Annotated in this window: 22 protein-coding genes; 10 read left to right on the top strand and 12 right to left on the bottom strand. The window is 59.2% G+C overall.

Annotated features, from left to right (window positions below; all coding sequences use genetic code 11):
- Nucleotides 1–117: 117 nt before the first annotated feature.
- Complete coding sequence (gene betB / locus ACZRMH_RS00640) at nt 118–1590, bottom strand: betaine-aldehyde dehydrogenase (protein WP_464011695.1); 1473 nt, start codon at nt 1588–1590, stop codon at nt 118–120.
- A gap of 108 nt (nt 1591–1698) precedes the next feature.
- A complete protein-coding gene (betI, locus tag ACZRMH_RS00635) occupies nt 1699–2292 on the bottom strand; it encodes a transcriptional regulator BetI (protein WP_464011694.1) in 594 nt (197 codons plus the stop codon).
- 472 nt (nt 2293–2764) lie between these two features.
- Here betI and ACZRMH_RS00630 point away from each other — a divergent pair, with 472 nt between their 5' ends.
- Nucleotides 2765–4717: a BCCT family transporter gene (locus ACZRMH_RS00630; protein WP_464011951.1), complete on the top strand. Its 1953-nt coding sequence runs from the start codon at nt 2765–2767 to the stop codon at nt 4715–4717.
- Between the two features lie 111 nt (nt 4718–4828).
- On the opposite strand, the gene choV is transcribed toward ACZRMH_RS00630, so the two are convergent.
- The 3 genes from choV to ACZRMH_RS00615 all read right to left on the bottom strand — a co-directional run bounded on the left by choV (nt 4829) and on the right by ACZRMH_RS00615 (nt 7865).
- Nucleotides 4829–6007 (bottom strand): choline ABC transporter ATP-binding protein, encoded by a 1179-nt coding sequence (gene choV, locus ACZRMH_RS00625; protein WP_464011693.1) that lies wholly within the window; start codon nt 6005–6007, stop codon nt 4829–4831.
- Complete coding sequence (gene choW, locus ACZRMH_RS00620) at nt 6004–6849, bottom strand: choline ABC transporter permease subunit (RefSeq protein ID WP_464011692.1); 846 nt, start codon at nt 6847–6849, stop codon at nt 6004–6006. Before choW ends, choV begins: the two co-directional genes overlap by 4 nt.
- 68 nt (nt 6850–6917) lie before the next feature.
- On the bottom strand, nt 6918–7865 hold the full coding sequence (locus ACZRMH_RS00615) for a choline ABC transporter substrate-binding protein (protein ID WP_464011691.1): 948 nt from the start codon (nt 7863–7865) through the stop codon (nt 6918–6920).
- Nucleotides 7866–8223: 358 nt separating this feature from the next.
- Here ACZRMH_RS00615 and ACZRMH_RS00610 point away from each other — a divergent pair, with 358 nt between their 5' ends.
- A complete protein-coding gene (locus ACZRMH_RS00610) occupies nt 8224–9600 on the top strand; it encodes an L-serine ammonia-lyase (protein WP_464011690.1) in 1377 nt (458 codons plus the stop codon).
- A gap of 504 nt (nt 9601–10104) precedes the next feature.
- Complete coding sequence (gbdR, locus tag ACZRMH_RS00605) at nt 10105–11208, top strand: choline metabolism transcriptional regulator GbdR (RefSeq protein WP_464011689.1); 1104 nt, start codon at nt 10105–10107, stop codon at nt 11206–11208.
- A gap of 140 nt (nt 11209–11348) precedes the next feature.
- Here the strand turns inward: gbdR and ACZRMH_RS00600 are convergent, their stop codons facing one another.
- The 5 genes from ACZRMH_RS00600 to ACZRMH_RS00580 form a co-directional block, all read right to left on the bottom strand.
- Nucleotides 11349–11606 (bottom strand): hypothetical protein, encoded by a 258-nt coding sequence (locus ACZRMH_RS00600; RefSeq protein WP_088378749.1) that lies wholly within the window; start codon nt 11604–11606, stop codon nt 11349–11351.
- A gap of 110 nt (nt 11607–11716) precedes the next feature.
- Nucleotides 11717–12190, bottom strand: a complete 474-nt coding sequence (locus tag ACZRMH_RS00595) for a thioesterase family protein (protein WP_464011688.1) — start codon at nt 12188–12190, stop codon at nt 11717–11719.
- A 12-nt stretch (nt 12191–12202) separates the two neighbouring features.
- Nucleotides 12203–13168 (bottom strand): L-carnitine dehydrogenase, encoded by a 966-nt coding sequence (locus tag ACZRMH_RS00590; protein ID WP_464011687.1) that lies wholly within the window; start codon nt 13166–13168, stop codon nt 12203–12205.
- Between the two features lie 85 nt (nt 13169–13253).
- Nucleotides 13254–14141, bottom strand: a complete 888-nt coding sequence (gene cdhC, locus ACZRMH_RS00585) for a 3-dehydrocarnitine:acetyl-CoA trimethylamine transferase CdhC (protein ID WP_464011686.1) — start codon at nt 14139–14141, stop codon at nt 13254–13256.
- 71 nt (nt 14142–14212) lie between these two features.
- Nucleotides 14213–15139 (bottom strand): choline ABC transporter substrate-binding protein, encoded by a 927-nt coding sequence (locus tag ACZRMH_RS00580; protein ID WP_464011685.1) that lies wholly within the window; start codon nt 15137–15139, stop codon nt 14213–14215.
- Between the two features lie 166 nt (nt 15140–15305).
- Here ACZRMH_RS00580 and ACZRMH_RS00575 point away from each other — a divergent pair, with 166 nt between their 5' ends.
- Entirely contained in the window at nt 15306–16247 is a 942-nt protein-coding gene (locus ACZRMH_RS00575) for a GlxA family transcriptional regulator (protein ID WP_464011684.1), read from the top strand.
- A 386-nt stretch (nt 16248–16633) separates the two neighbouring features.
- Nucleotides 16634–16885 carry a hypothetical protein gene (locus ACZRMH_RS00570; protein WP_464011683.1) on the top strand — a complete coding sequence of 84 codons (252 nt, stop codon included), beginning with the start codon at nt 16634–16636 and terminating at the stop codon, nt 16883–16885.
- Here the strand turns inward: ACZRMH_RS00570 and ACZRMH_RS00565 are convergent.
- Together ACZRMH_RS00565 and ACZRMH_RS00560 are read right to left on the bottom strand one after the other, a co-directional pair.
- On the bottom strand, nt 16875–17288 hold the full coding sequence (locus tag ACZRMH_RS00565; protein WP_464011682.1) for a DUF3010 family protein: 414 nt from the start codon (nt 17286–17288) through the stop codon (nt 16875–16877). The genes ACZRMH_RS00570 and ACZRMH_RS00565 overlap by 11 nt on opposite strands.
- 28 nt (nt 17289–17316) lie before the next feature.
- Complete coding sequence (locus ACZRMH_RS00560; protein WP_464011681.1) at nt 17317–17718, bottom strand: lysozyme inhibitor LprI family protein; 402 nt, start codon at nt 17716–17718, stop codon at nt 17317–17319.
- 219 nt (nt 17719–17937) lie between these two features.
- Between ACZRMH_RS00560 and ACZRMH_RS00555 the strand changes: the two genes are divergently transcribed.
- The 5 genes from ACZRMH_RS00555 (at nt 17938) to etfA (ending at nt 24963) form a co-directional block, all read left to right on the top strand.
- A complete protein-coding gene (locus ACZRMH_RS00555; RefSeq protein WP_095036151.1) occupies nt 17938–18915 on the top strand; it encodes a dipeptidase in 978 nt (325 codons plus the stop codon).
- A gap of 151 nt (nt 18916–19066) precedes the next feature.
- The gene (locus tag ACZRMH_RS00550) at nt 19067–19597 is read left to right on the top strand and encodes a 4-vinyl reductase (RefSeq protein ID WP_048352309.1); all 531 of its coding nucleotides are present in this window, start codon (nt 19067–19069) and stop codon (nt 19595–19597) included.
- 15 nt (nt 19598–19612) lie between these two features.
- Nucleotides 19613–21673: a dimethylglycine demethylation protein DgcA gene (gene dgcA, locus ACZRMH_RS00545; protein ID WP_464011680.1), complete on the top strand. Its 2061-nt coding sequence runs from the start codon at nt 19613–19615 to the stop codon at nt 21671–21673.
- 108 nt (nt 21674–21781) lie between these two features.
- Nucleotides 21782–23725 carry a dimethylglycine demethylation protein DgcB gene (gene dgcB, locus ACZRMH_RS00540; protein ID WP_464011679.1) on the top strand — a complete coding sequence of 648 codons (1944 nt, stop codon included), beginning with the start codon at nt 21782–21784 and terminating at the stop codon, nt 23723–23725.
- On the top strand, nt 23722–24963 hold the full coding sequence (gene etfA, locus ACZRMH_RS00535) for an electron transfer flavoprotein subunit alpha (RefSeq protein ID WP_464011678.1): 1242 nt from the start codon (nt 23722–23724) through the stop codon (nt 24961–24963). The genes dgcB and etfA overlap by 4 nt, the downstream gene beginning before the upstream one ends.
- Nucleotides 24964–24978: the final 15 nt, after the last annotated feature.

Below are 24978 nucleotides of genomic sequence, written 5' to 3'. Positions count from 1 at the left end.
TGGCCCTGTGGGAGGCGGGCTTGCCCGCGATGCAGGCGACGCGGTGTGTCAGGAACACCATCGCGGGCAAGCCCGCTCCCACACAAGCCCGCCCCCACAGGGGGATGTATTTCGGGTTTAGAACACCGAAACGTAGTCGCCCAGTTCTACCTGTACCGATTTGATCTGGGTGTACTGGGCCAGCGAGCTGATGCCGTTTTCACGGCCGATACCCGACTGCTTGTAACCGCCCACCGGCATTTTTGCGTCGGACTCGCCCCAGGCATTGATCCAGCAAATGCCCGCTTCCAGTTGATGAATCACGCGGTGAGCGCGGTTCAGATCCTTGGTCACGACGCCCGCAGCCAGGCCGAACTCAGTGTCGTTGGCGCGGCGGATCACTTCTTCTTCGCTGTCGTAGGTGAGGATGCTCATCACCGGGCCGAAGATTTCTTCTTTGACGATGGTCATGTCGTCGGTGCAATCGGTGAACACGGTCGGGGCCACGAATGCGCCCTTGGCCAGATCGCCTTCGGTCAGACGTTCGCCGCCGCACAGCAGGCGGGCGCCTTGTTCTTTGCCCTTGGCAATGTAGCCCAGCACGCTTTCCATGTGAGCAAAGCTGACCAGCGGGCCGAAGTTGGTGTTTTCGTCTTCCGGGTTGCCGATGCGGATGCGCGCAACGCGCTCCAGGATCTTGGCTTCGAATGCGGCTTTCATTGCCGTCGGGATAAATACGCGGGTGCCGTTGGTGCACACCTGGCCCGAGCTGTAGAAGTTGGCCATCATCGCGGTATCAGCCGCGCGATCCAGGTCGGCGTCGTCGAAAATGATCAGTGGCGACTTGCCGCCCAGTTCCATGGTCACGTCCTTGAGGGACGATTGGGTGGCGCTGGCGGTTACTTTCTTGCCGGTGTCGGTGCCACCGGTGAACGAGATTTTCGCGATGCGCGGGTGCTCGGTCAGCCAGGTGCCGACTTCACGGCCGCTGCCGGTCAGTACGTTGAACACTCCGTCCGGCAGGCCGGCGGCGGTAAAGACCTCGGCCAGCTTCAGGGTAGTCAGGGAGGTGACTTCGCTTGGTTTGAAGATCATCGCGTTACCGGCAGCCAGGGCCGGTGCAGATTTCCACAGGGCGATCTGGATCGGGTAGTTCCACGCGCCGATACCGGCCACAACGCCCAGCGGCTCGCGACGGGTGTAAACGAATGATGTGTCGCGCAGCGGGATTTGCTCGCCTTCGATGGCGGGCGCCAGGCCTGCGTAGTATTCCAGTACGTCGGCGCCGGTAACGATGTCGACATAACGGGTTTCGGAGTACGACTTGCCGGTGTCCAGGGTTTCCAGGGCGGCCAGTTCATCGTTGCGTTCGCGCAGGATTTCCACGGCGCGACGCAGGATGCGTGAGCGCTCCATCGAGGTCATCGCAGCCCAGATTTTCTGGCCTTTTTCAGCGCTGACAACCGCGCGCTCGACGTCTTCTTTGGTGGCGCGTTGCACTTGAGCGAGGACTTCGCCGTTAGCCGGGTTGATGGCATCGAAAGTAGCGTCGCTACCGGCGTCGGTGTAGCCGCCGTCGATGTAGAGTTTTTGCAGTTCGAAACGGGCCATAAAATCCTCGCAAGTGCATAAGTGGTTGGCGGTCATCGTGAGTCGGGTGCCATCTGATTGGGGCAACTCAAACTCACGACAGTTCAGGGGTTAAGCATTGATTGAGGCCTAACTCGCCTGTTTCGCCAGTTGTAGATCCATATATTCGTAGCAGATGCGTTTTGCCTGCTCGGTGTCGAAGCCGTCACCGGAGAGGGCACCCCGCAACCATAGACCATCGATCAGGGCTGCCAGGCCGCGTGCTGCATTGCGGGCCTGAGCCTGCGGCAGTACTCGGCGAAACTGGCAGCACAGATTGGAGTACAAACGGTGGTCGTTGATGCGCTGCAATCTGTGCAACGACGGTTGGTGCATGCTGGCGGCCCAAAAGGCCAGCCAGGTTTTCATTGCCGGGCCATTGACCTGGCTGGCGTCGAAGTTGCCCTCAACGATGACCTGCAAATGTGCCCGTGGGCTGTCGTCGTCCAACGCCTGGCGGCGTTCGGTGACGTTGTCGATCAAGACGTTCATCAAGTACCGCATGGTGGCGGCAATCAGACCGTTCTTGTCTTTGAAGTAGTGACTGATGATGCCATTCGACACACCGGCCAGACGGGCAATCAGCGCAATGCTGGCATCTGCCATCCCGACCTGATCGACAGCCGTCAACGTGGCTTCGATCAACTGCTGGCGGCGTATGGGTTGCATACCGACCTTGGGCATTTCGCAAATCTCCTTGGGCCGGCGAGCAGTGCAAAAACATCACTGAACGGCAGCCAGTCTATTTTGTTTTGATTGAACGTTCAATCAACAAAGAATAAGCTCTGCGACAAATCGTCGCGATTTATGTCGTTTTCCTACGCATGAATGGCGCAAATCGACAGGGTAAAAGTACTGGAACCCCTGTGGGAGCGGGCTTGCTCGCGAAGGTCTTCAACGTACGCACACTAACGGATTAGATGCGGTGCCCTTGAGGCCTTCGCGAGCAAGCCCGCTCCCACAGACAGCATTGGTCTGGGCGGGTCCGGTTTTTTAGCGGTGTCTTTATATCACTCGACCGTTGGTCGCTATCTAAGCGAATGGTCGTGTGGTGCGTTGCCTTAAGTCCTTGTCTCGCACTCCCTGGAGCACCCGTGCAATGAGTTCTGCCTCTCTTATAAAGACCCCACCGCAAAAGGTGACGGTCAACGGTTGGGTGTTTTACACCTCCACTGCCTTGATACTGTTGTTGACTGCCATTTTGATCATTGCCCCCGAAGAAGCGGGCCGTATCCTCGGTGTTGCCCAGGAATGGCTGTCGCGCAGCTTCGGCTGGTACTACATGGTGGTAATCGCCGCTTACCTGATCTTTGTGGTCGGCCTGGCGTTTTCGTCCTACGGCAAATTGAAACTGGGGACCAAGCAAGACACCCCGGACTTCAGCTATGGCGCCTGGGCCGGGATGTTGTTCTCGTCCGGTATCGGTATTTCGCTGTTGTACTTTGGCGCATCCGAGCCGCTGGACCACTACTTCAATCCGCCGGAAGGTGTATCGGGCAGCCATGAAGCGGCGCGTCAGGCGTTGCAGCTGACCTTCCTGCACTGGGGCCTGCACGGCTGGGCGATCTACGCACTGGTCGGTCTGGCCGTGGCCTACTTTGCCTATCGTCACAATCAGCCGCTGGCGTTGCGTTCGGCGCTGTACCCGTTGATGGGCGAGCGCTGGGTCAAAGGCGCTGCGGGCCATGCGGTGGACGGTTTCGGTATGTTCGTGACCCTGCTCGGCCTGGTTACCAACCTGGGCATTGGCTCGATGCAGGTGTCGTCGGGGCTGGAGAATCTGTTTGGCATGGAGCACAGCAATACCAACTTGCTGATTGTGATCATCGTGATGAGCACCGTGGCCACCATTGCCGCAGTGTCGGGCGTTGAGAACGGCATCCGTCGCCTGTCCAACCTGAACATCGTGCTGTTCAGTGGCTTGCTGATTTTCGTGCTGTTGTTTGGTCCTACCCTGCACCTGCTTAACGGCTTTGTGCAAAACACCGGCGATTACCTCAACGGCATCGTCATGAAAACCTTCGACCTGTACGTGTACGAAGGCGACAGCAAGAAAACCGAAGGCTGGCTGGGCCTGTGGACCCTGTTCTACTGGGCCTGGTGGATTTCCTGGGCGCCATTCGTTGGTATGTTTATCGCGCGTATTTCCCGCGGTCGTACTGTACGTGAGCTGGTGGCGGGCGTATTGCTGATTCCGTTGGGCTTCACCCTGGCGTGGTTGTCGATCTTCGGTAACTCGGCATTGGACCTGGTGGTTAACCACGGTGCGGTGGAGCTGGGGAAAACGGCGCTTGAACAGCCGTCCATGGCGATTTACCAACTGCTTGAGCATTACCCTGCATCGAAAATCGTTATCGGTGTGTCGATCTTTGTTGGCTTTGTGCTGTTCCTGACCCCGGCGGACTCGGGCGCGGTGATGATGGCCAACCTGTCGTGCAAAGGCGGTGACGTGGACGAAGATGCGCCGCACTGGCTGCGGATCTTCTGGTCGGCGGTGATCACCCTGGTGACTATCGGCCTGTTGTTTGCCGGTAACTTTGCCGCCATGCAAACCATGGTGGTGCTGGCCGGTCTGCCGTTCTCGGTGGTGTTGGTGCTGTTTATGTTCGGCCTGCACAAGGCAATGCGTCAGGACACTCTGGTCGAACAGGAGCAAGCAGAACTGGCTGCCCGTGGCCGTCGTGGTTTCAGCGAGCGTTTGACTGCGCAGGATTTGCAACCGACCCAGGCGGTGGTGCAGCGCTTTATGGACAAGCGCGTGACCCCGGCACTGGAAGACGCGGCAGTGCAACTGCGCAGCCAGGGCCTGGACGTGCAAACCCTGTTGGGTAGCGCCAAGCGTTGCATGGGCCTGCGAGTGGAGATGGAAGAAGGCAACCCGTTTGTCTACGAAGTCAGCCTGGACGGTTACCTGGCCGCGCCGAGCGAGTCGGAACAGGACGCCAGCAACGCTGATGAAGTGCGCAGTCGTTATTACCGGGCCGAGGTGTACTTGCACAACGGTAACCAGGATTACGACCTGATGGGCTTCACCCAGGAGCAAATCAGCCGTGATGTGCTCGATCAGTTTGAAAGCCATCGCCAGCTCCTTGGCAGGGTCTATAGCTAAGTACACGGGTCTGATGTGGGAGCGGGCTTGCTCGCGATAGCATCGGCGCGGTGTCTCTGATACACCGCGTCGCCTGCATCGCGAGCAAGCCCGCTCCCACAGGTTTTGGGGTTAGCCCAAATTCTTACCCAATAGTGCGTGGTACAACTCGGTGTCGCCCAAGATCCCCACCACTTTCTGATTGTCGTGCAGCACCAGCTTGTTGCCGGTCTGGTAGCGGATTTGCAGCGCGTCACGCATGCCGATATTCGAATCCACCAAGGTCGGCCTACGGCCCAGGGTTTCAACCGCTTGCCCGTGCTGCCACTGCTGCAAATCAACCACGCCCGCGCCATTACGCACGCCCTTGATGGTGTTGCCCTCCGCCAGATCAATCCACGAGTCATCCCCCGGATCGATGCACACCGAGCCATTGATGCGTTTGCACTTGTCCAGCGTGCGCATCAGGCTGCGACCGCACAGGACGTTGAGCGGGTTGGTGTGGGCGACGAAGGTGCGCACATAGTCGTCGGCCGGGTTGAGCACGATTTCTTCCGGCTTGCTGTACTGGACGATCTTGCCGTCTTTCATGATCGCAATCCGGCTGCCCAGCTTGAGCGCTTCGTCGAGGTCATGGCTGACAAATACGATGGTCTTGTTCAGTTTGTGTTGCAGCTCCAGCAGCTCGTCCTGCAAACCCTGGCGGATCAGCGGGTCGAGGGCCGAGAAGGGTTCGTCCATCAGCAGAATGTCGGCGTCCATCGCCAGCGCACGGGCCAGGCCCACCCGCTGCTGCATGCCGCCGCTCAACTCGTCGGGTTTTTTATTGCGCCATTGGGTCAGGCCTACCAACTCGAGTTTTTCATCCACCAGCTTGCGCCGCTCCTTCTCGGGGCGGCCCTGCATTTCCAGGCCAAAGCTGATGTTCTCGCGCACCGTCAGCCAGGGCATCAGGGCGAACTTTTGAAAGACCATGGCGATGCGTTTGGTGCGCATCATCTTCAGTTCGGCGGGGGTACATGAAGCGATATCGATCTGCCGGCCTTCGTGTTCCACATACAACTGGCCACGGCTGACCGTGTTGAGCCCGTTGATGCAGCGCAGCAGGCTGGACTTGCCCGAGCCGGACAAGCCCATCAGCACGCAGATTTCGCCTTTGTCGATGTCCAGGCTGGCTTTTTCGACGCCTACAATCTGGCCGGTTTTTTTCAGGATCTGATCCCGCGACAGGCCTTGATCCAATAGGCTGAGCGCCTCTCGCGGGTCTTTGGTGAAGATAACGTCAACGTTATCGAATCGAATAATACTCATGCGTCGGCTCCTGTCTTGGCGTCCGGCTGCTTGCAGATCCGGTCGAGCATGATCGCCAGCAATACAATCGCCAGCCCGGCTTCAAAGCCGAGGGCAATGTCGGCGGTATTGAGTGCGTTGACCACCGGTTTGCCCAGGCCATCGGCACCCACCAGGGCGGCGATTACCACCATCGACAGCGACAGCATGATGCATTGGGTAATCCCCGCTGCGATGCTCGGCATGGCGTGGGGCAGTTCGATACGGGTGAGCAGTTGGCGCCGTGAGCAGCCAAAGGCCTTGCCGGCATCGAGCAGTTCATGGGGTACGTCGCGAATGCCCAGGTAGGTCAGGCGGATCGGCGCGGCAATCGCAAACACCACGGTGGAGATCAGCCCCGGCACCACACCCAGGCCAAACAGGGTCAGGGTCGGGATCAGGTAAACAAAGGTAGGTACGGTCTGCATCAAGTCGAGGACCGGACGCATAAATGTGTAAAAAACCGGTTTGTGCGCCGCGAGAATCCCCAGTGGCACGCCGATGATCACGCACACAAAGGTGGCGAACAGCACCTGGGCCAGGGTTTCCATCGTTTCTTGCCAATAGCCCAGATTGAGAATCAGCAGAAACGACAGCGCCACAAATACGGTCAGCCCCCACTTGCGTTGAATAAAGTGGGCGAACAGGGCAATCAGACCGATAAACACAAAAGGGTTGAACCAGGTCAGCGCAAACGTCACGCCGTGAATCATGGCTTCCAGCGTGCTGGCGATGGCATCGAAGGTGCTGGCGCCGTGTTTGGTTAGCCAGTCGACGAAACTGGCGATGTACTCGCCCAGAGGTATTTTTTGATCAATCAGCATGGTAGTGAACGTCCGCATGCAGGGAAATTGAAACGGAGCCAGACGGGGATGCCGTCTGGCGCCCGCGATTACTTCGCGAGGCTGGCTTTAACGGCCTCAAGGCCCGGTTTGCCATCGATCGTGGTAACGCCCGCGAGCCAGGTTTCGAGCACTTGCGGGTTCTGTTTAAGCCAGGCTTTTGCAGCCATGTCGGGTTTGATCTTGTCGTCCAGCACCTTGCCCATCAGGGTGCTTTCCATGTCGAGGGTGAACACCAGGTTTTTCAGCAATTGGCCGACGTTGCTGCATTCCTCGCTGTAGCCCTTGCGGGTGTTGGTGTAGATGGTCGCCTGGCCGTAGTTGGGGCCGAAGAAATCATCGCCGCCGGTGAGGTATTTCATTTTGAAACGGGTGTTCATCGGGTGCGGCTCCCAGCCCAGGAACACCACATCGGTGCCACGGCGCTGGGCGCGATCCACTTGCGACAACATTCCCGCCTCGCTGGACTCCACCACCTTGAAGCCCGCGTCCTTCAAACCGAAGGCGTTCTTGTCGATCATGGTCTGGATCATGCGGTTGCCGTCATTGCCCGGCTCGATGCCGTAGATCTTGCCGTCCAGTTCTTTTTTGAATTTGGGCAGGTCGGAGAAGTCCTTGAGGCCCTTGTTATAGAGCGCTTCGGGTACGGCGAGGGTGTATTTGGCGTTCTCCAGGTTGGCGCGTACGGTCTCGACAGTGCCTGCGTCGCGGTAGGCCTTGATGTCGTTTTCCATGGTTGGCATCCAGTTGCCCAGGAACACGTCCATGTTCTTGCCATCGGCCAGCGACTTATAGGTGACCGGCACGGAAATCATGGTGGTCTTGGTTTTGTAACCGAGGCCCTTGAGTACCTCGCTGGTGACTGCCGTGGTGACGGTGATGTCGGTCCAGCCGACATCCGAGAAATTGACGGTGCTGCATTGCTCCGGTTCTGCTGCCTGGGTGATGACGGGCAGACTCAGCAATGCAGCCAACAACAACGATGAGGAATGTTTCATGGAACGACTCCTGTGTGTCCGGGTTGCGGTTTTCGATCGAAAAGCCGCAGGTATCAGTTGCGGTTGGGCGATGCCCGGCGGGCGTGTTGCCAGCGCATCTTGCAATCGAGTCAGGGCTGATCATGTAACAGTGAAAATCAAACGCCTACAGGGGGCGTCGCATCCAGTACAGGGGGGGTCGTATCTGATACCTGCGAGGTCGTATCCAGACGAATGAGGCCTGAAAACTACCTTTTTAATGCATCTGCACCCTATAAAACGCCTAGGGCGCTGGCAGGCAAAGGCGGGTCGTAGCTGGACGTTTTTGCCGAACGTAAACACCCCATGATGCAAGCATTCACCCCCGAGGTTCGTGCTCATGGCTATCAGCGTGTTTGACCTGTTCAAGATCGGTATCGGCCCTTCAAGCTCCCATACCGTGGGCCCGATGCGGGCGGCGGCGCTGTTTGTGCAGGGCTTGCGCGAACGCGATCAGCTGCAACAGGTACGCCGCATTGAAGTGCAGCTCTATGGCTCGCTGTCGGCCACCGGCATTGGTCATGGCAGTGACAACGCGGTGATCATGGGCCTGATGGGGGAATGGCCGGATGCTATTGACCCATCCTGCATTGGTTCGCATATTGCGCAACTGCGCGAAACTGGAACCCTGTTACTCGACGGCCATCTGCCGGTTCCGTTTGAGTGGTCGCAGGACATGCGCCTGATTGACGAAAACCTGCCTTTTCATCCTAACGCCATGACCTTGGTGGCTAAAGGCCAAAACGACGAGCTGCACCGCGACACTTACTACTCGGTGGGTGGCGGTTTTGTGGTGGACGCGGCGCAAGCGGCTAGCGGCGTGCTGGACCTGGATCGCACGGAGCTGCCCTACGATTTCAATAGTGCTGTCGAGTTGCTCGACCTGTGCGGCAAGCACCACTTGAGCGTGGCGGCACTGATGATGGCCAATGAGCGCACCTGGCGCAGCGAAGATGAAATCCGCTGCGGCCTGATCAAGCTTTGGCGCGCCATGCAGGACTGCGTGGAGCAAGGTTTGAAGCACGAGGGCATCCTGCCTGGCGGCCTGAATGTGCGGCGTCGCGCAGCTCGCTTGCACCGCAGTTTGCAGGAGCTGGGTAAACCCAATGTAATCGGTTCAACCCTCAGTGCGATGGAGTGGGTCAACCTGTTTGCGCTGGCCGTTAACGAAGAAAACGCCGCAGGCGGACGCATGGTCACGGCGCCCACCAATGGTGCGGCGGGGATCATCCCGGCGGTGCTGCACTACTTTATGAAATTCAGCGATGAAGTAAGCGAAGCCCATGTGGTCGACTATCTGTTGAGCGCGGCGGCGATTGGCATCCTGTGCAAGAAGAATGCGTCGATTTCGGGCGCGGAGGTGGGCTGCCAGGGGGAGGTCGGCTCGGCCTGTGCCATGGCAGCTGCGGGGCTGGCGCAGATCCTTGGGGCCACCCCGGAGCAGTTATGCAACGCTGCCGAAATCGGGCTGGAGCACAACCTGGGTCTGACCTGCGATCCGGTGGGCGGGCTGGTACAAGTGCCGTGCATCGAGCGCAATGCCATTGCTGCGGTCAAAGCCATTAACGCTGCACAAATGGCCTTGCGGGGCGATGGTCAGCACTTTATTTCCCTGGATCGGGTGATCCGCACCATGCGCGATACCGGTGCCGATATGCACGATAAATACAAGGAAACCTCGCGAGGTGGTCTGGCGGTGAGTGCGGTGGAGTGCTGAAACATCAACACCTATACACCTAACCTGTGGGAGCGGGCTTGCTCGCGATGCAGGCAGTGAGGTTTGCCTGAAGCACCGCAGTGATGCCATCGCAGGCAAGCCTGCTCCCACAGGTTTTGTGGCAACCCACAAAATTCAAACTTGGCAGGGAACATTGTGGGAGCGGGCTTGAGCCAAATACAAGGCGCTGTTTAAGCGCACGCTGACCACTTTTGGCGCACTCGTACTTTTCGTGACATTCCAATACGGACCTTTCCTGCCTCCTTCCCACAAGTGATACCAATGTGCTCAACGGCGCAGGGGGACGCTTGTGTATCCCTGTTTAATCGCGGTTTTGCCATAAGCCTGCCAGACACTTTGCGACGTCGTTTTCAGGCTTTGTTGAATAGCCATTCAAGTTTAGGCATGGCATTTGCGTTGTCATCACAAAGCCCCGTTAAACGAGGGTAAAAACAAGAGCCTGCGCCTGGGGCCATCACCCGCTTTGTGTGAGGAGATACCGCGATGACGTCGTTCAACTCCGGGGTCCAACCCCAGAACCGTACGCCTCAATCCATCGGCTTTCTGCTGCTGGACAATTTCACGCTCATTTCCCTGGCCTCCGCGATAGAACCCTTGCGCATGGCCAACCAGTTGTCGGGCCGTGAGTTGTATCGCTGGAGCACCCTCAGCGCTGATGGCAGCCAGGTATGGGCCAGCGACGGTCTGCAAGTAACCCCTGATGCCAGTATGCACAAGGCCCCGGCGCTGGATATGGTCATCGTCTGTGGCGGTATCGGCATTCAGCGCACGGTTACCCGTGAGCACGTGTCATGGTTGCAAAGCCAGGCGCGCCAGTCACGCCGTTTGGGCGCTGTGTGTACCGGCAGTTGGGCCCTGGCCTATGCCGGTTTGCTCGACGGTTTTGATTGCAGCGTGCACTGGGAATGTCTGGCCTCGATGCAGGAAGCCTTTCCGCGGGTGGCCATGAGTACACGCCTGTTTACCCTCGACCGCAGCCGTTTTACCAGCTCGGGCGGCACTGCGCCGCTGGACATGATGCTGCACCTGATTAGCCGCGATCATGGCCGCGAACTGTCTGCGGCCATTTCGGAAATGTTTGTGTATGAACGTATCCGCAACGAACAGGATCATCAGCGCGTTCCGCTCAAGCATATGCTTGGCACCAATCAGCCCAAGTTGCAGGAAATCGTTGCGCTGATGGAAGCCAACCTCGAAGAGCCCATCGACCTTGATGAGCTGGCGGTTTACGTCACCGTGTCGCGGCGTCAGCTGGAGCGGTTGTTCCAGAAGTATCTGCACTGCTCGCCGTCGCGTTACTACCTCAAGCTGCGGCTGGTGCGGGCACGGCAGTTGCTCAAGCAAACGCCGATGTCGATTATCGAAGTGGCGGCGGTGTGCGGCTTTGTATCGACGCCGCATTTTTCCAAGTGCTACCGCGAATACTTCGGCATTCCGCCACGGGATGAGCGCGTGGGTTCCAATACCGCGCAGCAGACCACGCTGGTGCAGATCCCGCAGTCATTGCTGCTGGCTCCGCTGGCAGGGCCGATGTCGGCCTTGAATCAGGCGCGTAATGAGTCGACGTTTGCCAGTGTGAGGGTTTAACAATCAAAAGCGCCCTCACCCTAGCCCTCTCCCGGAGGGAGAGGGGACTAGAAGCAAAAGCAGCTTTGCGTTCCGCCGCAGATGAGCTCCCTCTCCCTCCGGGAGAGGCGCGGTGAGGGGCTTTTGCTTTGGTTTTTGCCTTACCCGGCCTTGCTCTGCTTGAACTGCGCCAGCCCCGGCAGCAACTGCCGGTCAATGGCCTCGCGCACCGCGGGCAAGATGGTTGCGCTGCCGGTATAGAGTTTTTCGACCAGCCCTTTGAGTGCGCGGGCATTGGTCTCGTTCAGCCCACAGACTGCCGCTGTGCAGGCCTGCTCCGCTGTGCCTGACACTTCAAAGCCCAGCGACCGCAGTTGGCCAACCAGATCCTGCTCATCAATCAAATCCGCGTGCATCATGATTTTTGTCCTTTGTATGAGGCGCGATCGAAATCTGATTCTGGTAGGGCTTTGGTCAGTGGGCAAGGGCGGTTTGGCGATATGTCTGATATGCCTAAGAACAGGTCGTTTTAAGGCAAGGGCAAGGCAATCACCCGACTCACATACTCGGGTCTCGGGAGATCACGCTGCTGTTGCTCGAGGGTCTGCAACACGCCCAGCGTGTGTTCGCCAAACGGCGCGGAATGCGGTCCTGCCAAGTCAACGTGCAGCAGCATTTGCTCATTGCCTGCCAGAGTTCGCTCATCACCGACCAGATGCAGGCTGTGATAGACATGCAGGCGTTTTTTGTCATGGCCGATGAGTTGGGTGCGCACTTCAACGTGGGCGCCGAGCTTCACCTCGTGCAGGTAGTTGAGGTGCACCTCCAGGGTGAACAGTGAATGACCGCTGGCTTCGCGGTTCTGGCTGTCGAGCCCAAGGCGGTCCATCAGTGCATCGGTGGCGTAGCTGAAAATCAGCAGGTAAAAAGCGTCGCGCAAGTGGCCGTTGTAGTCGACCCATTCTTCAACAATGGAAGTGGTGTAGGTGGTGAGGGTGGGCATGCGAAACCTCGGTCAATCGTTGATGGCGATGCCATGTTTGAGTTTGGTTGCGTTCACCGCTTCCATCACCGCCAGCAGGCAATCATCACGGTAACTTTCCAGTGCGGCAATGCTGTGCTGACCCAGTTGTTCAGTGGTGCCTTCAACCACATCGTCGATCAGTTTTTCGCTGAGTTCGGGCGCAGGCAAGTAGGTCCACGGCAGTTGCAGGGCCGGGCCGAACTGGTTCATGAAGTGACGCATCCCGGCGTCGCCGCCGGCCAGGGTGTAGGTCAAGAAGGTACCCATGAACGACCAGCGCAAACCTGCGCCAAAGCGTATCGCGTCGTCAATTTCACCCGTAGTGGCTACCCCGTCATTGACCAGGTGCAAGGCCTCGCGCCACAAGGCTTCGAGCAGGCGGTCGGCAATAAATCCAGGTACTTCCTTGCGTACATGCAGAGGGCGCATACCCAGGGATCGGTAGACTGTGATTGCTGCTTGAATGGCCTCGGGGGCGGTTTTTTGCCCGCCGACCACTTCGACCAATGGCAGTAGATAAACCGGGTTGAACGGATGCCCGACGATGCAGCGCTCCGGGTGCGTGGAGGCTTCATAGAATTCGCTGGGTAGCAGGCCCGAGGTGCTGGAGCTGATCAATGCATCGGGTTTGGCGGCGGCGCTGATTTTACTGTGCAGTTCAAGCTTCAGGTCGAGTCGCTCGGGGGCGCTTTCCTGAATAAAATCGGCATCGCGCACGCATTCTTCAATGGTGCTGACAAACCGCAGCCGGTCTTGTGATGCGCCTTCCACAAGGCCGTTTTTTTCCAGTGCTGGCCAGGCTTTGGCGATGCGTTTGCGCAGGGCCGCTTCGGCGCCAGGGGCAGGGTCCCAGGCCACCACGTCCAGCCCGTGGGCGAGGGCACGGGCAACCCAGCCGCTGCCAATGACACCGCTGCCCAGGGCGGCGAAGGTTTTGATTTCGGTGATAAAGGTCATGGTGTGTTCCTGATTGATAAACAGCAAAAGCCCCTCACCCTGGCCCTCTCCCGGAGGGAGAGGGTTGGGGTGAGGGCAAGGGATATCAGTGGCGTTCTTTAAGCCCCATCTTCACCCGGCCTTCTGCCGGGCTCAGTACCCGGGCGCCAAGGCGGCTGAGGATCTCGGTGGCACGCTCGACCAGTTGGCCGTTGGTCGCCAGCACCCCGCGATCCAGCCACAAGTTGTCCTCGAGCCCGACCCGCACGTTGCCGCCCAGCAGCACCGCTTGCGCAGCCATCGGCATTTGCATGCGACCAATGCCGAACCCGGCCCACACTGCGTTGGCGGGCAAGTTGTCGACCATGGCTTTCATGCTGGTGGTGTCCGCCGGCGCGCCCCAGGGGATGCCCAGGCACAGTTGAAACAACGGGTCATCGAGCAAACCTTCCTTGATCATCTGCTTGGCGAACCACAGATGGCCGGTATCAAAAATCTCCAGTTCGGCTTTAACGCCCAGTTCCTGGATACGCTTGGCGCCCGCCCGCAGTTGCGCCGGGGTGGAGACGTAAATCGTGTCGCCGTCACCAAAGTTCAGGGTGCCGCAGTCCAGAGTGCAGATCTCCGGCAGCAGCTCCTCGACGTGAGCAAGGCGGGTCAGCGGCCCGACCAGATCGGTATTGGGGCCAAACTCCATCGGGTTCTCGCCGGGGCCAATATGCAAGTCACCGCCCATCCCTGCGGTGAGGTTGACGATGATGTCGATATCCGCCTCGCGGATGCGCTCCATCAGTTCGCGGTACAGCGCCACATCGCGGCTGAACTGCCCGGTTTCTGGATCGCGCACATGGCAATGAACCACAGTGGCTCCGGCCTTCGCCGCTTCCACAGCCGCGTCGGCAATTTGTTTGGGCGTGACCGGCACTAAAGGGCTGCGGCCGCTGGTGTCGCCGGCACCGGTAAGTGCGCAGGTGATAATGACGTCGTGGTTCATGGGGCATTCCTTAAGGCGTAGAGCGCCACAACGCAGCCTTTGCGGGCTGTGCGGGCAGGCTCAGTGTTAAATTATTTGGCGCTGAGTTTCAGGTGTTCGGCAGCGGGTTTGCCATCCACGGTAGTGACACCTTCAAGCCAGCGCTGCAGGTCTTGAGGGTGCTCCTTGAGCCACTGTCGGGCTGAGGCTTGAGCATCCTTGTGGTCCAGCAGCGGTTGCATCATGCGGCTCTCGTCTTGCGCGCTGAAGGTCAGGTTGCTGAGTAAGCGGCTGACGTTGGGGCAGCGGCTGGCGTAGTCCGGGGTGGTGACTGTCCATACCGTGGCCAGGCCTTCATCTGGGCCCAGTGCATCTTCGCTGCCGGTCAGGTAGGTCATTTTTTGGTTGATGTTCATCGGGTGCGGTGTCCAGCCAAAAAACACAATCGGCTCGTTGCGATTAACCGCACGGGTTACCGCCGAGAGCATCCCGGCTTCACTGGACTCCACTAGCTGGAACTTGCCCAGGCCAAACTGGTTTTTCTCGATCATGGCCTTGATCTGGGTATTGGCGCCGGAGCCCGGTTCGATGCCGTAAATCTTGCCGCCCAGTTCTTTCTCGAATTTGGCAATGTCAGCAAAACTCTTGAGCCCCTGGTCAGCCAGATAGGTCGGTACGGCGAGCATGGCCTTGGCGTCTTTAAGGCTCGGCTCGGCCAGTACCGTGACCTGTTTGGCGTCCACAAACGGGGTGATGCTTTGGTTCATGATCGGGTTCCAGTAACCCAGAAACATGTCCAGTCGCTTGTCACGTATGCCGGCGAAGATGATTTGCTGTGAGGCACTGGTTTGTTTGGTTTTATAGCCGAGACCGTCGAGCAGAGTTTGCGCCATGGCGCTGGTGGCGATTACATCGGTCCAATTGACCACGCCCATACGTACGTTCTTGCACGATGCATCTTCGGCAGCCAGTACATAGGGGCTCAGTACCAACAGGCAACAGCTGATCAGTCGTTTCATGGGGAGGGGCCTCGGCAGGTTGTTATTGGGGGATCGGCGTCTTTGCGCACCGTGATACCAAGGTACGCAGGCTGCGGGCTGTGCAACCGCACTGGGGCGACGTGGATTTGCACTGCAGCGACCTGACTGTGTTTCAATCCGTTGCACCGACTTGCGAGCTCCCCCTATGGCCCAGGATTTTTACTTCCTTCTGCTCCCCGGCTTTTCCTCAATGGGTTTTATTTCGGCCATCGAGCCGCTGCGGGTGGCCAACCGTTTTCGCGGCGAGCTGTACCGCTGGCATGTGCTCAGCTGCGGGGGTGGCGCCGTGTTGGCGAGCAACGGCATGTCGGTCAATGCCGAAGGCGGGTTCGAGGCACTTGAAGCCGGGGCGACGCTATTGGTGGTGGCCGGTTTTGATCCGCTGGCCCATGTGACCCCGGCACTCATTCAGTGGCTGCGACGCCTGGACCACGAGGGCGTCACCTTGGGCGGTATCGACACGGGTAGCGTGGTACTGGCACAGGCGGGCCTGCTCGACGGCTATCGCCTTACCCTGCACTGGGAGGCGCTGGAAGCGTTCAAGGAGTCATACCCCAAGCTGCAGGTGACCCAGGAACTGTTTGAAATTGACCGCCAGCGCATCACCTGTGCGGGCGGCACGGCCTCCATCGACCTGATGCTGGACCTGATTGCCCAGGCCTATGGGCCGGAATTGGCGATCCAGGTTTCCGAGCAGTTTGTGCTTGGCCGTATCCGTCAGCGCAAAGATCACCAGCGCATGCAGGTTGCCAGCCGTTATGGCATCCACAACAAAAAACTGGTGCACGTGATTGGCGAGATGGAACAACACAGCGAGCCGCCGCTGAGCACCTCGCAACTGGCGCTTGGTATCAACGTTACGCGGCGTCAGCTGGAGCGCCTGTTCCGTTTGCACCTGAACGACACCCCGCGCAACTTCTACCTGGGCCTGCGCCTGGAAAAAGCCCGGCAACTGCTGCGCCAGACCGACATGAGCGTGCTGGACATCAGCATTGCGTGCGGTTTTGAATCACCGTCGTATTTCACCCGAAGCTATCGGGCACGGTTTACCTGTGCGCCGAGGCAGGACCGGGTGACGGGAGGGTAATGCAAGGGCGGGGTGCCGCAAAATACAGTGCCTTGAGGCGCTTGAGCAGAAGTAGGCATTAGAAGATTGAGTTTCTAGGCAATGTCTGACGCGATGTGTGTGCTTTTTCCCAGGTGGTGTCGCTTGCTCGGCGATCTTCAAGTTACTTATAGTTTGCGCGTTCATTGAAAAATCAATGATTGGACGTCGCGGTCCAAACATATAACCTCACAGGTGCCATCTTCAACGATGGCATTTTGCTGCTCTGTATTCGTGTTATGGCAGCTGTGTGAGGGACACCTTCGGGTGTGCCGGTTTGTTATGTGTCCGGTCCGCGAACCCTTGCACAGCTGTCACCCGTCAGCATCGCGGCTGAGGGGTGGCAGTTACTCATGAAGGTATTACACATGACTGACTGTATATCCCTGCAATCCGAACCCCCCATCCTCCAGATCAACCCGCTCGCCACGCCAGCCCAATTGTGCGCGTTTGTGAGCCGCCGAATTCATGCAACCAAGGATTTAGCCCGCCTGCTGACGTGTGTGGGCATCGACAGCCCTATCGGTCAAGACCTCACGAGCTGCTCAGAAGTATTTGATCTATTGCTCAGCGACAGTGCTGAGGTGCTGCAAGCGCTGGAGTGGCAGCTTAACCCTTAAGCAACGCCGCACACGCGGCCTTGAACGCCTCATGCTGATACTTGTTGAGCGAGGCGGGCAGGTCGAAGGCGTGCTTCTTGAATTGCGCATTGAGGGTTTGCGGGGACAGCAGCTGCACCTCGCAATCGTCTAGCAACTGGATGATGCCCTCAATCTTGAAGGTGGTCGGGCCACCGGCAAACTCACCTTTTTTGCTGCGCTTTTTGATCGCAATCCGGGTGATGGCGTTGGCTTTCACAAACGCCGCAATCTGCACGGCGAAGGCCTTGACGTTGGCGGCCTGGTCGTCGTCCAGGGCGATTTTTTTGGTGGCACTGGCCACATGTTCAAGGCCATTGGCGCCTTGGGTCGCCATTGCAAAAATGGCTTCGCTGCCTTTGATCTCGATACCGCAAATAGTCATAAAAACCCTGGTTTATTGAATTTGAACATCAGTCCTGCCCAATCGACTCCAGAAACTCCGAACGGTCGTCGCTGATGCGCGCCATGCAGTCGTTCAGGGCGATGTTGAAGGCTTCAGTACCGGCGGTGGCGGGGAACACGGCAATCGCGCAGTCGGCGTCGCGCTGGTGCAGCCACAGCGCCTGAGCGGTCTTGATTTTGCTGAGGATGTTATTGAGTTGGGTCGCGTTACTGCCGTACAGCGAAGTCATGCGTTCCTGCAGGGCTTCATAGTTTTCGCTCAGCAACTGCTCGGCAGCATTTTTGCTGAACACCGAACACGCCAGGGTTTGTTGGTCGTTTTCTACCGCGTCGCACGGGTTGTAGTCGGCAACTTCGGCTGCATGAGCGCCGCTGGTGACCAACGCCAAGGCCAGGAGAATCGATTTCATTGCGGCTTCCTAATCCATAGTTGGGGCCGATTCTGGCTTAAGCGTGAGGCAAAGAACAGAGAGCTCATGACATTGCTGTCACCGGCTTTGTCGCGCATTGACGCTTTCGGCAATTGCGCTGTCGCTTTTGCACCCGGCTGCTTTTGACCCCGGGCCTATGCTGGCCCCAAAGCGCCGGCAGACGATTCGGCGCAGCAAACGCCAATAAGGGGACGCCTGATGAGCCCAGCCGAGTTGCACGCAGACAGCATCGTTATCGACGGGCTGATCATTGCCAAATGGAACCGCGAACTGTTTGAAGACATGCGCAAAGGCGGCCTCACTGCGGCCAACTGCACCGTGTCGGTTTGGGAAGGTTTCCAGGCCACGATCAATAACATCGTCGCCAGCCAGACCCTGATTCGCGACAACAGCGACCTGGTGATCCCGGTCAAGACCACCGCCGATATCCGCCGGGCCAAAGAGCAGGGCAAAACCGGGATCATCTTCGGCTTCCAGAATGCCCATGCATTTGAAGACCAGCTGGGCTATATCGAGATCTTCAAGCAGCTCGGCGTTGGCGTGGTACAGATGTGCTACAACACCCAGAACCTGGTGGGTACCGGCTGTTACGAACGTGATGGCGGGCTCTCGGGCTTTGGCCGCGAAGTGGTGGCTGAAATGAACCGCGTCGGGATCATGTGCGACCTGTCCCATGTGGGTTCGAAAACCTCGGAAGAGGTGATCCTGGAGTCGAAAAAACCGGTCTGCTACTCCCACTGCCTGCCGTCCGGGCTCAAAGAGCACCCGCGCAACAAATCCGACGCCGAGCTCAAGTTCATTGCCGACCACGGCGGCTTTGTCGGCGTGACCATGTTCGCGCCGTTTCTGGCCAAGGGCATCGACTCCACCATCGACGACTACGCCGAAGCGATCGAGTACACGATGAATATCGTCGGCGAAGACTCGATAGGCATTGGCACCGATTTCACCCAGGGCCATGGCCAGGATTTCTTTGAAATGCTGACCCACGACAAGGGTTACGCCCGCCGTCTGACCAGCTTCGGCAAGATCATCAACCCGCTGGGCATCCGCACCGTGGGCGAGTTCCCCAACCTCACCGAAACCCTGCTCAAGCGCGGCCACAGCGAGCGCGTGGTGCGCAAGATCATGGGCGAGAACTGGGTCAACGTGCTCAAGGACGTCTGGGGCGAATAAGCCGCCAACGAACGGTGTTCCGTAGTCGCTGCCGAAGGTTGCGAAGAGTTGCGCAGCAACCCGTTTCCCCAAAGACCCCACATACCTGATCGCAGCCTTCGGCAGCGACTACAGAGATCGGGTCACAAACCGAATTTTGGAGCTGTACCTCATGGCTAAAATCGCCCCGCAATTGCCTATCGAAGTCGACAGCGAAACCGGCGTCTGGACCTCCGACGCCCTGCCCATGCTCTACGTGCCGCGGCATTTTTTCGTCAACAACCATATGGGCATCGAAGAAGTCCTGGGCGCCGATGCCTACGCCGAAATCCTCTACAAGGCTGGCTACAAGTCCGCCTGGCACTGGTGTGAAAAAGAAGCCGAATGCCACGGCATCGAAGGTGTTGCTGTGTTCGAACACTATATGAAGCGCTTGTCCCAGCGTGGTTGGGGCCTGTTTACGATCCAGGACATCGACCTCGACAAAGGCACCGCCACCATCAAGCTCGAACACTCTTGCTTCGTCTATGTGTACGGCAAGGTCGGGCGCAAGGTCGACTATATGTTCACCGGCTGGTTTGCCGGCGCGATGGATCAGATTCTGCAAGCGCGCGGCAGTGATATCCGCACGGTGGCCGAGCAGGTCTACAGCGGATCGGAAGAAGGCCACGACCACGGCCTGTTTATCGTCAAGCCGTTGTAAGTCGAGGATCGGGATATGGCGTTCGAAGCAATGTTTGAGCCGATTCAAATCGGCAAACTGACTATCCGCAACCGTGTGCTCAGCACCGCCCACGCCGAGGTGTATGCCACTGATGGCGGCATGACCACCGAGCGTTATGTGCAGTACTACGAAGAAAAGGCCAAGGGCGGTATCGGCCTGGCGATTTGCGGCGGCTCATCGGTGGTGGCCATCGACAGCCCGCAGGAGTGGTGGAGTTCGGTCAACCTGAGCACCGATCGCATTATCCCGCACTTCCAGAACCTGGCCGATGCCATGCACAAGCATGGCGCCAAGATCATGATCCAGATAACCCATATGGGCCGTCGCTCGCGTTGGGACGGTTTCAACTGGCCGACCCTGATGTCGCCCTCCGGCGTGCGTGAGCCGGTACACCGTGCCACCTGCAAGACTATCGAGCCCGAGGAAATCTGGCGGGTGATCGGTAACTATGCCAGCGCTGCCGGTCGCGCCAAAAAAGGCGGGCTGGACGGTGTTGAACTGTCGGCAGTGCATCAGCATATGATTGACCAGTTCTGGAGCCCGCGGGTCAACAAACGCACCGATGAATGGGGCGGCAGCTTCGAAAATCGCATGCGCTTTGGCCTCGAAGTACTCAAGGCCGTGCGTGCCGAAGTCGGCCCGGATTTTTGCGTTGGCATCCGCCTGTGCGGCGACGAGTTTCACCCCGATGGCCTGAGCCACGAGGACATGAAACAGATCGCCAAGTACTACGACGACACCGGCATGCTCGACTTTATCGGAGTGGTCGGCTCGGGCTGCGATACCCACAACACCCTGGCCAACGTTATCCCCAACATGAGTTTTCCGCCGGAGCCGTTTTTGCATCTGGCCGCCGGTATCAAGGAAGTGGTCAAGGCTCCAGTGCTGCACGCGCAGAACATCAAGGACCCGAATCAGGCCACGCGCATTCTTGAGGGAGGATACGTGGATATGGTGGGCATGACCCGTGCCCATATCGCCGACCCGCACCTGATTGCCAAGATCAAGATGGGCCAGGTCGATCAGATCAAGCAATGCGTGGGCGCCAACTACTGCATCGACCGTCAGTACCAGGGGCTGGACGTGCTGTGTATTCAAAACGCCGCCACTTCCCGCGAATATATGGGCGTGCCGCATATCATCGAAAAATCCACCGGGGTCAAACGCAAGGTGGTGATCGTGGGGGCCGGCCCTGCGGGGATGGAGGCGGCGCGGGTGGCCGCCGAGCGCGGACATGACGTGACCCTGTTCGAGAAAAAAGACTCGATTGGCGGGCAAATCACCACTGCCTCCAAAGCCCCACAGCGTGACCAGATGGCCGGGATTACGCGCTGGTTCCAGCTGGAACTGGCACGCCTGAAGGTCGATCTGCGCCTGGGCACGGCGGCGGATGCGGCGACCATTCTCGACCTGCGCCCTGACATTGTAGTGCTGGCTGTGGGCGGGCACCCTTTTGTGGAACAGAACGAACACTGGGGCGCCGCCGAAGGGTTGGTGGTCAGCAGCTGGGACGTGCTCGACGGCAAGGTCGCGCCGGGCAAGAACGTATTGGTGTACGACACCATTTGCGAATTCACCGGCATGTCGGTGGCCGACTTTATGGCGGACAAGGGCGCGCAGGTCGAGATTGTCACTGACGACACCAAGCCCGGCGTGGCGATTGGCGGGACCTCTTTCCCCACCTACTACCGCAGCCTGTATCCCAAGGAAGTGATCATGACCGGCGACATGATGCTGGAGAAGGTCTACCGCGAGGGTGACAAGCTGATTGCGGTGCTGGAGAACGAGTACACCGGCACCAAGGAAGAGCGGGTAGTGGACCAAGTGGTGATTGAAAACGGCGTGCGTCCGGATGAAGAGCTGTATTACGGGCTTAAGCCGGATTCGCGCAACAAGGGTCAGATTGATGTCGAGGCGCTGTTTGCGATCAAACCGCAGCCATGCCTGAGCGAAGCGGGGGACGGCTACTTGCTGTTCCGCATCGGCGACTGCGTGGCCCAGCGCAACGTGCATGCGGCGATCTATGACGCGCTCAGGTTGTGCAAAGACTTCTAAACCTTTGCGGTTAACCCTGTGGGAGCTGGCTTGCCAGCGATGCTGTTAGCCATTTCAAAGGCCTCATCGCTGGCAAGCCAGCTCCCACAGGATTTGCGGAGCCTCATCATGCTGAATGTTCTTCTGCCCATACTCCTATTTGCCGCCCTCGCCCTCGCCGCCCTGGGCGCCGTGCGCCGCATGAACATGTGGCGCCGTGGCCGCGCAGCCAAGGTTGACTGGCTCGGCGGCCTGCTGGCCATGCCCAGGCGTTATATGGTTGACCTGCACCATGTGGTTGCGCGCGACAAATACATGGCCAACACCCACGTCGCCACCGCCGGGGGCTTTGTACTGGCGGCGCTGTTGGCGATTCTGGTCCACGGCCTTGGCCTGCATAACCGCATCCTCGGCTATGCCTTGCTGTTTGCCACGGCGCTGATGTTTGTCGGCGCGATGTTTGTCTTCAAGCGTCGTCTCAACCCGCCGTCGCGCCTCTCCAAAGGCCCGTGGATGCGCCTGCCGAAAAGCCTGCTGGCATTTGCCGCAAGCTTTTTTATCCTCACCTTGCCGGTGGCTGGCTTGCTGCCCGAAGGCTTTGGCGGCTGGGTGCTGGCGGCGATTCTGGCGGTGGGAGTGCTGTGGGGTGTATCGGAGCTGTTTTTCGGTATGACCTGGGGCGGGCCGATGAAACACGCCTTTGCCGGTGCCTTGCATCTGGCCTGGCACCGCCGTGCCGAACGCTTTGGCGGTGGCCGCTCCACAGGTTTGAAACCACTGGATCTGGACGATCGCACAGCCCCGCTGGGGGTGGAAAAACCCAAGGATTTCACCTGGAACCAGTTACTTGGTTTTGACGCCTGCGTGCAATGCGGCAAATGCGAAGCTGCATGCCCGGCATTTGCAGCCGGGCAGCCGCTCAACCCCAAGAAGCTGATTCAGGACATGGTGGTGGGGCTTGCGGGCGGCACCGATGCGCACTTCGCCGGTAGCCCCTATCCGGGCAAACCGCTCGGTGAACACAGCGGCAATCCGCACCTGCCCATCGTCAACGGTCTGGTCGATGCCGACACGCTGTGGTCCTGCACCACCTGCCGCGCCTGCGTCGAAGAGTGCCCGATGATGATCGAGCACGTGGATGCCATCGTCGATATGCGCCGCTTTCTGACCCTGGAAAAAGGCGCAACGCCGAACAACGGCGCCCTGGTGCTGGAGAACCTGATCGCCACCGACAACCCCGGCGGTTTTGCCCCTGGCGGGCGGATGAATTGGGCGGCGGATTTGAACCTCGACCTGATGCGCGACAAGCCTGCGGCAGAGGTGCTGTTCTGGGTCGGTGATGGCGCTTTCGACATGCGCAACCAACGCACCTTGCGCGCTTTCGTCAAAGTCCTGAAAGCGGCCAGGGTCAACTTCGCCGTGCTCGGGCTGGAAGAACGCGACAGTGGTGATGTGGCCCGGCGCCTGGGTGATGAAGCGACTTTTCAGGCTCTGGCCAAACGCAATATCCAGACTCTGGCGCAGTACCGGTTCCAGCGCATTGTCACCTGCGATCCCCACAGTTTTCATGTGCTGAAAAACGAATACGGCGCCTTTGGCGGTGACTACCTTGTGCAGCACCACAGTACCTATATGGCTGAGCTGATCGGTGCCGGTCTGCTCAATCTGGCTGCGGATGCGGGCGGCAGTGTCACCTACCACGACCCCTGTTACCTGGGCCGTTACAACGGTGAATACGAGGCGCCGCGTGCGGTCCTGCGTGCGCTGGGCATTGAGGTCAAAGAGATGCAGCGCTCGGGCTTTCGCTCCCGTTGCTGCGGGGGTGGTGGTGGCGCGCCGATTACTGACATCCCCGGCAAGCAGCGGATTCCCGATATGCGCATGGACGATATCCGTGAAACCGGCGCCGAGCGCGTGGCCGTGGGCTGCCCGCAATGCACCGCCATGCTCGAAGGCGTGGTCGAGCCACGCCCGCTGATCAAGGACATTGCCGAACTGGTGGCCGATGCCCTGATTGAAGGTGCAGCGCCCGCCCAGTCGGCCAAGCGTGCAGCCCCGGAGGTGATCGCATGAGTGACATTATTCGCCGCGACCCACGCGCCGAGTGGATCGCCCGCAACCGTCTGCACCCGCTGCATGCGGCCATGCAGCCCCAGCAGCAGAGCTGGATGGGGCCTAACGGCGTACTGCGCAAAAACGTGCATGGCGTGGGCTTTATCGGCCCCAACGGCATCAAGCGCATCGACCGCAGCGGTGCGCAACAAGGTGGCGTGAGCAAACGCACGGCCACTGTTGCCGTGCAATTGCCGCTGTATCAAGTGCCTGCCCCGGCGTTTTATATCGCCGTGGTGCCGGATATGGTCGGCGGACGTTTAAGCAGCCATGACCGCGACCTGCTGGGCCTGGCCCGGCAACTGGCAGGCAGCGATGGCGCTGTGCTGGCGGTGGTATTTGGCGAGTCCAAAGAAACTGCCTTTGCCACAGCCGGGGTTGATCGGCTGTTGCTGCTCGACAGCCAAGGTTATGCACCGGAACAGCAGGTGCTTGGCTTGCGGGCTGTGGATAACCAGTTTTCGCCCAGGCACTGGCTGTTGCCGGACAGCCGCAGCGGTGGTGCCGAACTGGGCCGCCGCTTTGCCGCAAGCCTGGGCGAACGCCCGGCCACGCGGGTATGGCAGGTCAAGGATGGTGCCTGCATCGGTCGTGCCGGGGCAGGCTTGCAAGATGTGGCGCAGCCGTTGCGGCGGTTGATTCTGGCAGCGGCCGAGTGCGCCGAGCCGGTCAGCGAAACCCGGCATGAGGCGTTGGAAGTGCAGTTATCCACAGCCGTTGCCAGTTGTTTGCCGCGTATTGAGGATCTGGGCGCGGTTGAAGTTGATCCTTCGGCGATTCCCATGGCCGAGGCTGAATTTATCCTCAGCGGTGGCAACGGGATCAAGGACTGGGGGCTTTTCCACAGGGCCGCCACCGCCCTTGGCGCCACTGAAGGCGCCTCACGGGTGGCGGTAGACGATGGTTTTATGGGCCGTGAGCGTCAGGTCGGTGCCAGCGGGGTATGGGTCACGGCGCGGGTTTATGTGGCAGTCGGGATCAGCGGGGCGATTCAGCATCTGCAAGGGATTGGCGCCTGCGACAAGGTGGTGGCAATCAACTTGGACCCTGGTTGCGACATGATCAAACGCGCGGATTTGTCGGTGATTGGCGACAGTGCGGCGGTGCTTGAGGCGTTGATTGTGGCTGTGGATAACTGGCGTAACGCATCTTCTGTGGGAGCGGGCTTGCTCGCGAATCAGGCGACTCGTTCTGCCTGATACACCGCGGCGACC

The sequence above is a fragment of the Pseudomonas sp. B414 genome (assembly GCF_055408445.1).
The sequence above is the reverse complement of the archived record's forward strand: the minus strand, read 5'-3'. Positions and strand labels throughout refer to the sequence as shown.